General features: G+C 73.8%; 12 protein-coding genes. 9 read left to right on the top strand and 3 right to left on the bottom strand.

What is annotated here, in order from left to right; genetic code table 11:
* Positions 1-82: 82 nt before the first annotated feature.
* On the bottom strand, positions 83-217 hold the full coding sequence (locus ACWGJM_RS14720; RefSeq protein WP_453412043.1) for a hypothetical protein: 135 nt from the start codon (positions 215-217) through the stop codon (positions 83-85).
* Positions 214-489, bottom strand: a complete 276-nt coding sequence (locus ACWGJM_RS14715; protein WP_453412042.1) for a hypothetical protein — start codon at positions 487-489, stop codon at positions 214-216. The genes ACWGJM_RS14720 and ACWGJM_RS14715 overlap by 4 nt, the downstream gene beginning before the upstream one ends.
* 481 nt (positions 490-970) lie before the next feature.
* On the opposite strand from ACWGJM_RS14715, the gene ACWGJM_RS14710 reads away from it, so the two are divergent.
* The 8 genes from ACWGJM_RS14710 to ACWGJM_RS14675 all read left to right on the top strand — a co-directional run bounded on the left by ACWGJM_RS14710 (position 971) and on the right by ACWGJM_RS14675 (position 8,775).
* Entirely contained in the window at positions 971-1,870 is a 900-nt protein-coding gene (locus ACWGJM_RS14710; RefSeq protein ID WP_453412041.1) for a glutathione S-transferase C-terminal domain-containing protein, read from the top strand.
* 110 nt (positions 1,871-1,980) lie between these two features.
* Positions 1,981-2,130, top strand: coding sequence for a hypothetical protein (locus tag ACWGJM_RS14705; protein WP_453412040.1), 150 nt, complete (start codon positions 1,981-1,983; stop codon positions 2,128-2,130).
* 216 nt (positions 2,131-2,346) lie between these two features.
* Complete coding sequence (locus ACWGJM_RS14700) at positions 2,347-3,390, top strand: ABC transporter permease subunit (protein WP_453412039.1); 1,044 nt, start codon at positions 2,347-2,349, stop codon at positions 3,388-3,390.
* Positions 3,351-3,848, top strand: coding sequence for a GNAT family N-acetyltransferase (locus ACWGJM_RS14695; protein ID WP_453412038.1), 498 nt, complete (start codon positions 3,351-3,353; stop codon positions 3,846-3,848). Before ACWGJM_RS14700 ends, ACWGJM_RS14695 begins: the two co-directional genes overlap by 40 nt.
* Positions 3,849-3,929: 81 nt before the next feature.
* Positions 3,930-5,138: an LLM class flavin-dependent oxidoreductase gene (locus ACWGJM_RS14690; RefSeq protein WP_453412037.1), complete on the top strand. Its 1,209-nt coding sequence runs from the start codon at positions 3,930-3,932 to the stop codon at positions 5,136-5,138.
* Positions 5,139-5,157: 19 nt separating this feature from the next.
* Complete coding sequence (locus ACWGJM_RS14685; protein ID WP_453412036.1) at positions 5,158-6,567, top strand: NtaA/DmoA family FMN-dependent monooxygenase; 1,410 nt, start codon at positions 5,158-5,160, stop codon at positions 6,565-6,567.
* Positions 6,564-7,655, top strand: coding sequence for an LLM class flavin-dependent oxidoreductase (locus tag ACWGJM_RS14680; RefSeq protein ID WP_453412035.1), 1,092 nt, complete (start codon positions 6,564-6,566; stop codon positions 7,653-7,655). Before ACWGJM_RS14685 ends, ACWGJM_RS14680 begins: the two co-directional genes overlap by 4 nt.
* Positions 7,648-8,775 (top strand): LLM class flavin-dependent oxidoreductase, encoded by a 1,128-nt coding sequence (locus ACWGJM_RS14675; protein ID WP_453412034.1) that lies wholly within the window; start codon positions 7,648-7,650, stop codon positions 8,773-8,775. The genes ACWGJM_RS14680 and ACWGJM_RS14675 overlap by 8 nt, the downstream gene beginning before the upstream one ends.
* A gap of 139 nt (positions 8,776-8,914) precedes the next feature.
* Here the strand turns inward: ACWGJM_RS14675 and absR1 are convergent, their stop codons facing one another.
* Complete coding sequence (absR1, locus tag ACWGJM_RS14670; protein ID WP_453412033.1) at positions 8,915-10,000, bottom strand: beta-glucuronidase AbsR1; 1,086 nt, start codon at positions 9,998-10,000, stop codon at positions 8,915-8,917.
* A 95-nt stretch (positions 10,001-10,095) separates the two neighbouring features.
* On the opposite strand from absR1, the gene ACWGJM_RS14665 reads away from it, so the two are divergent.
* On the top strand, positions 10,096-11,847 hold the full coding sequence (locus ACWGJM_RS14665; RefSeq protein ID WP_453412243.1) for a LuxR family transcriptional regulator AbsR2: 1,752 nt from the start codon (positions 10,096-10,098) through the stop codon (positions 11,845-11,847).

The following is an 11,847-nucleotide window of genomic DNA, read 5'->3' as shown; positions in this document are numbered from 1 at the left end:
CTATGTCACATACCGCAGCTGCTGGGGAGGGTTCGGCGGGGCCGTCCGGGCGGCGGTCAGCCGGACGGGCTCGGGGTGGCGGTCAGCGGGACAGGCTCGGCGTGGCGGCCGGCGTCTTCCCGGCCAGGACGTCCTTCAGGTGCTGGGGGCCCTGCTGCACCGCGGTCCCGGCATCCGCGCGGCGCCGTTCGGGCGAGTAAGGCCGCGCCGCGCTCATCCGGAGCCGCCGCCCGCCCGGGGCGGGTGCGAGGCTCGGGCGGCGCGTTCAGGTGTGGTCACGCGGACCTGCCGTCCGCCGCAGCGGGGGCAAACCGCGTCGGCGAGGGGCGACCGCAGGGCCCGCCCGGCCTCGTCCACGTACTCCTGGGTGTACACGGAGACCGGGTCGGTGAAGAACACCACCTGGAAGACGGCCTGCCAGACGTGACCGCAGCCGGCGCACACGAACACGAACGTCTCGGGCACGGCTCCGGGAACCTCCCCGGTCACGCGGCGCGGCTCCTCGGCCATCGCATCCGGCCCCCTTCCACCAGGCCCGCCCGGTCCCACAGACCCGGCCAGTCCCAGGGCCTGCTTCCAGACCACCGCGCCGACCGCCGCCCGGCAACTCGAACGCCCGGCCCGCCATGCCGCGGCCCCCGGGTGTCCCAGGCGTGGACGCCCACTTGACGCCGCCGCGAGCCGGATCGACACTCGCCATGGGAATCCTAGTGAACAGGTAGGGAAACATGAGGCGCCTCGGGACGGTCACCGGCCGCGTGAGCCGTACACCGGCCTCACCCCTGCTCACCTCCCGCCGGCACATCGACCTGCTGCGCGTCTGCAGCGCACGATCAGCCTCCTGGCCGGTCTGAGCCGATCCGGGAACCCCGGACCTGTCCGGCACGCCTCGGCGCCCACTGTCCGGCGCCCACTGTCCGACGACGCTTCCGCCGCGCGTACGTCCGCGCGCCCGTATCCGGGGAGACGCATGTCCATCACTCCGCTCGCCGCCGTCCCGTCCGCCCGCCGGACCGCCCCCGCCTTCCGGGGCCGCCTCGGCCAGGACGCGCGCAGCGGCCACCACGCCGTGCCGCACCGCTACCGGATCCATCTCTCGACCGCCTGCCCCGACGGCCTGCGCCTCGCCATCGGGCACAGCCTGCTGGGCCTCGACAGCAGCTGTCGGGTCACCTTCCTGCCCGCCGAACCGGACTGTCCCGGCGGCGGCCACTCGGCCCTGCGCCCGCTGTACGAGGCGAGCGCACACCACTACGCCGGGCCGGCCCTCGCGCCGGTGCTCAGCGACGACTGGTCCGGACGCATCGTCAGCACTCACGCCCCGGACATACTGCGCGACCTGGACCGCTTCCCCCGGGACGGACGCGCCTCGCTGTACCCGTGCGGCGCCGAGAGCGAGATCGAGGCCGTCGAACGGCTCTGCGCCGAGGGCATCCAGGAGGCCGCGCAGCACGCCGGACAGGCCGACGCCGGCCCCGCCGAGCGCGCCGCCGCACTGGAGTCGCTGCTGGACACGCTGGGCAGGCTGGAGCGGTACCTGGACGGCGAGGAGTACCTCGTCGGCGGCCGGCTCACCGCCGCCGACGTCGAACTGTGGGCCGCGCTGGTGCAGTTGGACACCGTGCACCGCTGCCACCTCGACGCCTCCGCCGTGCACCGCATCGCCGGCCACCCGGTGCTGTGGGCCTACGCCCGGCGCCTGGCCGCCCACCCCGCCTTCGGGGCCCACCTCGACCTCGACGGCATCGCCCGCCGCCACCACGGCCGCTGCCATGGCCTCGAGGCCGCCGGAGCCGCCGTCCAGATCCTGGACTGGAGGGGTCATGCCGCGGACTCATCGGGTGCCGGTGCGCAGGTCAGCGGCGCCTGAGCAAGTCCAGTACGTGGACGGGCGTTGACATCCTTCCGGCCCGACTGCCTTACTTACGGCTCTGGCAAGCGCACGGCCCGTCCGGGCCGGCACGGCGACAGGTGACGGACATGTACGCAGCTTTCAGGACGGCGGCCTCCCGCCCCCTGAGCTGCGTGCAGCCGTACGCGAACCCCTTGGTCGCCGACCGTGCCGTCGATCTGCTCCGCGTCAACAGCGCACTGTGTACCGCGCCGGGCCGTGCCCGCCGCCGGGGCTGACCGCTTCCTCTCCTTCCCCCGCCGCGCGGCCCCGCGTCAGCCCCGACGCCTCTCGCACGCCCGCCGTGCCGTCGTCCGTCCAGGCCCCGCCCGCCCCGTACGTCGCCGTGTGCCGCTGCCCGCCGTGTCGCAGTGCGGTTCCCGCCCTGCCGCCGTAGCACCGTAGCCGCGCCGGACCGCCGCCCCCGGGGTGTCCGACTTCGCTGGAGCCCGTCAATGAGTGAACCCCCAGGCGCCGCCGTGTCCCTCGCCGAGGCACCGCCCGCCGACATCCCGTCAAGGTCCTTCAGAGCGCAGCGTGTTCAGCCACTGCGCCGGCCCGGCCGGTGGATCGTCACCGCCGTCGTCCTCGTGTTCGTCGCGCAGATCCTGCACGGACTGGCCACCAACCCCTTCTACCAGTGGGACCGCTTCCGCTACTGGTTCCTGCGCCCCACCATCCTCGACGGGCTCGGCGTCACCCTCGAAGTGACCGCGTTCAGCGCGGTGCTGGGACTGCTCGGCGGCATCCTGCTGGCCCTCGGCCGGCTCTCCGGCAGCCCGGTGCTGCGGGCGGTGAGCTGGACCTACACCTGGCTGTTCCGCTCGGTCCCGCTGATCGTCGTCCTGATCTTCCTCTACAACTTCAGCGCCCTGTACAAGACGTTGAGCCTCGGCGTCCCCTTCGGGCCGGCCTTCGTCACCTTCGACGAGTCGAAACTCGCCACCGACATGACGGTCGCCGTCATCGGTCTGAGCCTCAACGAGGCGGCGTACGCGGCCGAGGTGGTGCGTGGCGGGATCCTCTCCGTCGACCAGGGCCAGCACGAGGCGGCGGCCGCGCTCGGCCTGCCGCCCTCGACGGCCCGCACGCCCACCTCGCCGAGCGAAGCGAGACGGGGGTCCCCCCGGCCGGAGGCTGGGGGAGGGTGGGCCGTGCCGCCCGTTACCAGGTCGGCGTCTACGCCTTCGCCGCCCTCGCCGACCCCGCGGACCCGGGCGCCTGGGCCGACCCGCACACGCTCGTCGGCCCGGGAACCACCGTACGGATCAAGCCCGTCGAGCGTGTTCCCGAGGGATGGGAGGTCCTCGGCGGCGGGGAGGGCGTCCAGCTCGTCGACACGGCGCTGCGCGCCGAGCCCGCCCCGGAGGCGGTACGGCTGGGAGCCGCCGACGTCCCCGAGATCCTCGGCCTGGTCGCCCGTACCCGGCCCGGTCCGTTCCTCGAGCGGACCGTGGAGATGGGCACCTGTCTCGGCATCCGGCACCGGGGACGGCTGATCGCCATGGCGGGCGAGAGGTTGCGGCTGCCCGGCTGGACCGAGACCAGCGCGGTGTGCACCGAGCTGGCGCACCGGGGCCGGGGGCCGACCACCCGGCTGGTGCGCGCGGTGGCCGCCGGCATCCGGGAGCGCGGGGACGTCCCGTTCCTGCACGCCGCCGCGGACAGCGCGCGGGCGATCCGGCTGTACGAGTCGATCGGCTTCACGCTGCGCCGCCGGTCGCCGATCGTCCAGGTCCGCAGCTTCGGGAACACCGCGCGGGAGCCGGCTGTTGCGACTGAGGACGAGATGCGCTCGGCGCCGCACGCACGGCCCGCCGAGCCCCGGCGTACGGAGGTGGCGGACATGACACGTGTCGTCCGCCCCCGAGCTCTGAAGCCGAACCGCTCCGTCGTGCTGCACTCCCGGCCCCACATCGACCTCCAGCGCGTGGCCGGCGCCCTCTGTTGCTCCTGACCCGTCCTCACCCTCCTCGCCGGAGCCCCGCTCCCGTGCGGGCCGGCGCCCTCGAACGGACCTCCAGGAAGGCACCCACTCGTGTCATCGACCCCCGTTTCCCCCCTGCACCTCGCCGTCGCCCTCGACGGCACCGGCTGGCACCCGGCGTCCTGGCGCGAGCCGGTGGCCCGGCCCCGGGACCTGCTGACCGCCGGTTACTGGGCCGACCTGGTCGCCGAGGCGGAGGCCGGTCTCCTCGACTTCGTGACCATCGAGGACGGCCTCGGCCCGCAGTCCTCGCACTTCCTGGAGCCGGACGAACGCACCGACCAGGTACGCGGCCGGCTCGACGCCGTGCTCATCGCCTCCCGGATCGCCCCGCTCACCCGGCACATCGGCCTGGTGCCGACCGTGGTGGCCACCCACACGGAGCCGTTCCACATCTCCAAGGCGATCGCCACCCTCGACTACGTCAGCACCGGCCGCGCGGGCCTGCGCGTGCAGATCACCGCCCGGCCGGACGAGGCCGCGCACTTCGGCCGCCGCACCGTTCCCCTGATCGACGCCTATGACAGTCCGGCCGCGCAGGAACTGGTCACGGACCTGTTCGACGAGGCCGCCGACTACGTGGAGGTCGTCCGCCGCCTCTGGGACAGCTGGGAGGACGACGCGGAGATCCGGGACGCGGCCACCGGCCGGTTCATCGACCGCGACAAGCTGCACTACATCGACTTCGAGGGCCGCCGCTTCAGCGTCAAGGGCCCGTCGATCACGCCCCGTCCGCCCCAGGGACAGCCGCTGGTCACCGCGCTCGCCCACCAGACGGTGCCGTACCGGCTCGTGGCCCGGCAGGCCGACGTCGGCTACGTCACCCCGCACGACGCCGCCCAGGCCCGTGCCATCGTCGCCGAGATCCGCGCCGAGCAGGAGGCGGCCGGGCGCGCCGAGGACCCCCTGCACGTCTTCGGCGACCTGGTGGTCTTCCTGGACGAGGACCCGGCGCAGGCCGCGGCCCGCCGCGAACGCCTCGACGCCCTCGCGGGCACCCCGTACACCAGCGACGCCCGGATCTTCACCGGCACCCCCGGCCAACTCGCCAACCTCCTTGAGGAGTTGCAGGGCGCCGGGCTGACCGGCTTCCGGCTGCGGCCGGCCGTGCTCGGCCACGACCTGCCAGGCATCACGCGCGGGCTCGTGCCCGAACTCCAGCGCCGGGGCCTGTTCCGCAGCGCCTACGAGGCCGGAACCCTGCGCGGCCTCCTCGGGCTCGCCCGCCCCGCCAACCGCTTCGCCGCAGCCACCGCCTGAGCCGGAGGAACCCACGATCATGAGCAAGCCGCTGAAGCAGATCCACCTCGCCGCCCACTTCCCCGGCGTCAACAACACCACCGTGTGGAGCGACCCGGCCGCCGGCAGCCACATCGAGTTCAGTTCCTTCGCGCACTTCGCACGCACCGCCGAACGCGCCAAGTTCGACTTCCTGTTCCTCGCCGAGGGCCTCAGGCTGCGCGAACAGGGCGGGCAGATCTACGACTTGGACGTGGTCGGCCGCCCCGACACCTTCACGGTGCTGGCCGCGCTCGCCGCCGTCACCGACCGGCTCGGCCTGACCGGCACCATCAACTCCACCTTCAACGAGCCCTACGAGGTGGCCCGCCAGTTCGCCAGCCTCGACCACCTCTCCGGCGGCCGCTCCGCCTGGAACGTCGTCACCTCCTGGGACGCCTTCACCGGCGAGAACTTCCGCCGCGGCGGCTTCCTGCCGCAGGGGGAGCGCTACTCCCGGGCCAAGGAGTTCCTGGCCACCGCGAACGAACTGTTCGACTCCTGGCACGGCGACGAGATCCTCGCCGACCAGGCCACCGGTACCTTCCTGAGCGACGCGAAGGCCGGTGCCTTCGTGCACCGGGGCGAGCAGTTCGACATCCACGGCCGCTTCAACGTCCCGCGCTCCCCGCAGGGCCGCCCGGTGATCTTCCAGGCGGGCGACTCGGAGGAAGGCCGGGAGTTCGCCGCCTCCACCGCCGACGCGATCTTCAGCCGGCACGCCACCCTGGAGCAGGGGCAGGCCTTCTACACCGACGTCAAGGGCCGCCTCGCCAAGTACGGCCGGCGCCACGACCAGTTGCTCATCCTGCCCGCCGCGACCTTCGTCCTCGGCGACACCGACGCCGAGGCCGAGGAACTGGCGCGCGAGGTGCGCCGGCAGCAGGTCAGCGGGGCCACCGCCATCAAGCACCTGGAGTTCGTCTGGAACCGGGACCTGTCGGCGTACGACCCGGAGGGCCCGCTGCCCGACGTCGCCCCGCTGGTCAGTGAGGAGCACATCTCCCGCGGCCGCGCCCAGGTGCGGATGTACCGCGACCCGATCGCCATCGCCCGCGAGTGGCGCGAGCTCGCCGAGGCCAACAACTGGTCCATCCGCGACCTGGTCATCAACACCGGCAACCGGCAGACCTTCGTCGGCTCACCGGAGACCGTCGCCCGGACCATCAACGACTTCGTCCAGGCCGACGCGTCCGACGGCTTCATCCTCGTACCGCACATCACCCCGGGCGGCCTCGACCCGTTCGCCGACAAGGTCGTCCCGCTCCTCCAGGAACAGGGCGTCTTCCGTACCGACTACGAGGGCACCACCCTGCGCGACCACCTCGGGCTCGCCCTCCCCCACCCTCGGCTTCGCTCGAGCGGGGGGACCCCCATCGACGAGGTGCCCGGCGAGCGGGTGGCGTCGTGAGGTTCATCGCCCTCACGCTGATCGTGCACCGCCCGGACCCGGTGACCGGCGTCCAGAAGCCGACGCACGACCGGTTCCGTGAGGTGCTCGACAACGCGTTGCTCGCCGAGGAGCTGGGCTTCGACGGCTTCGGCGTGGGGGAGCGGCACGAGCGGCCGTTCATCTCCTCCTCGCCGCCCGTCGTGCTCAGCCACATCGCCGCGCTGACCAAGCGGATACGGCTGTTCACCGGCGTCACCACCCTCAGTCTGCTGGACCCGGTGCGCGCCTACGAGGACTACGCCACCCTCGACCACCTCTCCGGCGGCCGCCTCGACCTGATCATCGGCAAGGGCAACGGAGCCGCCCAGCGGGAGCTGTTCCACGTCACGCCCGAGGACCAGTGGGACCGCAACGCCGAGAGCTACGAGGTGTTCCGGCGGATCTGGCGGCAGGACAAGGTCACCGCGGCGACCCGTTTCCGGCCGGAGCTGAAGGACGCGGAGGTGTGGCCGAGGCCGTACCAGCAGCCGATCCGGGTCTGGCACGGCAGCGCCACCAGCAAGGAGTCGGTGGATCTGGCCGCCCGTTACGGCGACCCGCTGGTCTCGGCGAACGTCACCAACCCCATGGAGCCCTACGCCGCATTGATCCGCTACTACCGTGAACGCTGGGAGTACTACGGCCATGACCCGGCCGACATCGCGATCGGCGCCGGTACGGCGGGGCTCTACGTCGCTCCCACCTCCCAGGAGGCGCTGGCGGTGTACCGGCCGATCTTCGAGGCCAACCTGGCCTTCTTCAGACAGGCGGGCCTCCCCGTGGTTTTCGAGACCCTGGAGGACTACGTCGAGCGCAGCTCGGCCCTGATCGGCAGCCCGCAGCAGGTCATCGACAAGGTGCACCGCTACCACGAGCAGTTCGGGCACACCCTGATCCATGTGCCCGCGGACGCGAGCGGCCTCACCGACACCCAGCACCGCGACTCGCTGGAGCTCTTCCAGTCGGCGGTGGCCCCGGTGCTGCGGAGGGACATCCCCGACCCGCCCTTCGACTGGGCCCCGGTCCTTGCGGCACCGTCGGCCGGCGAGGAACCTGCCCATGTCTGACATCCCGCTCGGCGTCCTCGACCTGGTCCCGGTCTCCTCCGGATCGACGGCCGCCGACGCCCTGCGCAACTCCATCGACCTGGCCCGGCAGGCCGAGCGCTTCGGCTACGCCCGCCACTGGTTCGCCGAGCACCATCTCAACCCGGGCGTCGCGGGTACGTCCCCGGCGGTGCTGCTCGCGCTGACGGCCGACGCCACCTCCACCATCCGGCTCGGCTCGGGTGCCGTCCAGCTCGGGCACCGCACCGCGCTGAGCACGGTCGAGGAGTTCGGCCTGCTCGACGCGCTGCACCCCGGCCGCTTCGACCTGGGCCTCGGCCGCTCCGGCGGCGGGCCGCCCGGCGAGAAGGCCGCCGCGCCGGCCACGGCCACCCCGGTCGTCGACGGCCGAGCCCCGAACGGCCTGCGGATCCCGCCCCGGTTCTCCTTCACCCACCTCCTCGGCTCACCCCGCATCGCCCTCCAGCGCAGGCTGCTCCTGCTGCCGGGCGCCGAATCCCAGGACTACGCCGAGCAGATCGACGACATCCTCGCCCTGCTGGCCGGCACCTACCGCTCCCCCGAGGGCGCCGAGGCGCACGTGGTGCCGGGCGAGGGGGCCGACGTCGAGGTGTGGATCCTGGGCAGCAGCGGCGGGCAGAGCGCCGAGGCGGCGGGCGCCCGTGGCCTGCGGTTCGCGGCGAACTACCACGTCAGCCCGGCCACCGTCCTGGAGGCGGTGGACGGCTACCGGTCCTTCTTCCAGCCCTCGGACGCCCTCGACAAGCCGTACGTCAGCGTCTCCGCGGACGTCGTGGTCGCCGAGGACGACGCGACGGCCCGGGAACTCGCCACCGGCTACGGCCTGTGGGTGCGCAGCATCCGCACCGCGGAGGGCGCCATCGCGTTCCCGGCACCGGACGAGGCCCGGGCGCACACCTGGACCGACGAGGACCGGACCCTCGTCCAGGACCGCGTCGACACCCAGTTCGTCGGCTCGCCCGGCCGGGTCGCCGACCAGCTGGAACAACTCCAGGAAGCCACGGGCGCCGACGAGTTGCTCATCACGACGATCACCCACGACCACGCCGACCGGGTCCGCTCCTACGAACTGCTGGCCGAGGAGTGGCGCCGGAGGTGAACCGGGCGCGGTGGGGTCACTCCTGGCGGTCGAGCCGATCGGCGTGGCCGCGGACGTCTCCCTCCCCCGAAGGTGACGTCCGCGGCCGCTCCCCCGGTGCCGGACCGTGGTCCGGGCGCCCGCGTCGCGGCCTGTGCTGTCACCAGCACATGACGGCCGTCTCGCCCGAACCCCAGGTGGAGTACAGGCGGACGCGGACGAAGTAGCGGCGGCCCTTGACGAGCCGGACCTGGACGGTGGCGTTGAGCGGTGTGCCCCCGTCGTCCCGGCCGGCGAGGTAACGCGGCTCCCCGTCGCGTTCCTCGAAGACCACGAGCACACTGTCGGCGTCCCCGAAGGTGCCCACGGTGTACGCGCGGGTCTCCGGCGGCTCGACGGTGAAGTCGGCCTGTCCGCCCGGGCCGAGGCCGAGCGGCGCCGAGCGGAACGGCACCAGCGCGGGCGGCCGGGACGGCTCGGCGGGCGGATACCAGCGGAGCACGAACTCCTTGTCCGCCGGGGACAGGGAACCCGGCGGGTGCAGGCCCGCGCGGTACTGCTCAGGCTCCAGGACCAGCCCCGGCCCGAAGGGGAACTCCATGACCGACTGCGGGTCCCACACGGACCCGTTGGCCTCGGACGGGTCCAGCCTGCGCAGGACGCTGGTGTACGTCGTGTCCCGGCTCCAGAAGTTCGGCGGGCCCGCCAGATCGGCGTACACGGCCTCGTCGTCCCAGTGGATCCCGGCGACCGGGCTCTGGTGCTCGTGCAGCATGCCGAGCGCGTGCCCGATCTCGTGCAGCGCCGTCCCACGCTCCCCGGGCACGGTCAGGTCCCAGCCGAAGTTCATGGTGCGTTCGCCCCGGCCGACCGTCAGCGCTTCCCGGCCGACCGCCGACCACGAGCCGTCACCGGCCTGGAAGCCGATGCGCAGTTCCGCCTCCCGGCGGTCGCCGACCTCGGCGAAGGTCACACCGATGCCGAGGTCCTGCCACCGCCGGAAGCCCTCGCGCACCGCGTCCCGCTGCTCTCCGGCCCCGACCCACGACACCCGGCGGGTCTCCCCGGTCCCCGGGACGGGGATCACCGACGCGTCGGTGTCGGCGTCGAAGAAGTGGTAGTGCAGGACCGTGCCGTTGACCCACATCCGCCGCCCGCCGGTCAGCGCGCTCAGCCGCTCGGCGGTCAGCCCCGGTGCGAACGAGGGGGCCGACTGCTGCGGGAGCGAGCAGTAGCGAGCGGTCATGGGCCCAGCCTGCCGCCGCCCCCCCGCCGGGCGCCTGAGTCGAGGCCTACTCAAGTCCCCCTGTATCAGACGTGAGTATCTCGCCTCTCACTGATGTGACGACCTACGAACCGGACGCGCGGACACTCGAACCGCCCTGGCCGTTCACCGGCCGGGAGGACGAACTGGACCTGATCCGCCGGTCCCTGACCGGCGCCCGGCACGGCGTCGTCGTGACCGGACCGTCCGGCCGCGGCAAGACGCGGCTGGTCACCGAGGCCGTCCGGGGCACCGACCGCGCCCGGGTGACCGGGACGCCCGAGACACGCCGGCTCGACTTCGCCGCGTTCGCGCACCTGCTGCCCGGGGCGGTCTCGCTGCACCGCGCGCTGCGGCTGCTGTCCGCCGTGCGCCTGCTCGTGGTCGACGACGCGCACCTCCTCGACGACGCCTCCGCCGCCCTGGTCCACCAGCTCGCCGTGCACGGGCGTACCCGCCTCGTGGTGATCGCGGCGGACGACGGCGCACAGGTGCCCGCCGCCGTGTCCCGGCTGTGGACCGGGGAGCTGCTGCCCCGCCTGGCCCTGGAGCCGCTGCCGCGCGAGGACACCGCGAGGCTGCTCACCGCGGGCGCGGGCCGCACCCTGGAACCGCTCACCGTGGGCCGGCTGCACCGGCTGTGCGGGGGCGACCTGAGGCTGCTGCGCGAACTGGTGGGAGCCCTGCGCGAGGGCGGCCTGCTCACCCCCGTGGCGGGCGGCGGCGAATGGGCCTGGCGCGGCCCGGTGCCGGTGACCGCCGCCGTACGCGAACGCGTCGCCCACGTCCTGGACCGCCCGGGCCCCGGTGAGCGCGAGATCCTTCAGCGCCTCGCCTTCGCCGAGCCGCTGCCCCTGCACCTGGACGAGCTCGACCCGGACGATCTCCACCTGGACGCCCTCGAACGCCTCGAGGCCGACGGTCTCGTCCACGCCGACGACCAGGGCGGCGTCCGCCTCACCCACCCGCTGCACGGCCCGGCGCTGCGGGCCACCGCCGGGAAGCTGCGGGCCCGGCGGACGGCCCGCACACCGGACGGCCGCGGCCCCGCCCTGGCGGCCGAACGGGACACCCTGGCCCGCCGGATCGCGGCCGCGGACGTCCGGGCCGTGCCGGCACCGGTGGGGGAGTGGCTGGTGGCGGAGGGCGCCCGGGTACCGGCCGGGTACGCCGCCGTACGCGCCCGGTTCGCGCGGCTGCGCGGCGAGGTGCGCGAGGCGGCGGCCTGGGCGCGCGAAGGGCTGCGGGACGTACCGGACGACCCGGCCTGCCGGAAGGAACTAGCCGTTGCCCAAAGCGAGTTCGCGGGCGGGTGCGGTGACGGCGACATGTACGCCCGCTACGAGGCCGTACGCCTCGGTACTCCCGAGCAGGCCGCCGGGGACCTCCCGGCAGGGGGCGTGTTCGCCCGGCACACCGACGCGCTCGCCCGCGGCGACGGACCCGCGCTGGACCGGGCGGCCGAGGCGCTGCGGCAGCGCGGCTTCCTGCTGTTCGCGGCCGAGGCGTACGCACAGGCCGCCCACGCGCATCGCGACCCGGGCGCCGCCCGCACCTCCCGCACCCGCGCGCTCGCCCTGGCCCGCCGCTGCCAGGGCGCCCGCACCCCGGCCCTGTCCGGTCTTGTCCTGGGCGAACTCACCGCCCGGCAACGGCAGATCGTCGCCCTCGCGGCGACCGGGCTGAGCAACCGGCAGATCGCGGAGCGGCTCACGCTGTCGGTGCGTACCGTCGGCAACCACCTGTACAGCGCCTACACGCGGCTCGGGGCGAGTGACCGGGCGCAGCTGCCGGGGCTGGCGGAACCGCCGGTCGAGCAGCCGGCGTGA

It is taken from the genome of Streptomyces sp. NPDC054834 (assembly GCF_053611185.1).
Note: the sequence above shows the minus strand (reverse complement) of the source record. Positions and strands in the feature narration are given on the sequence as shown.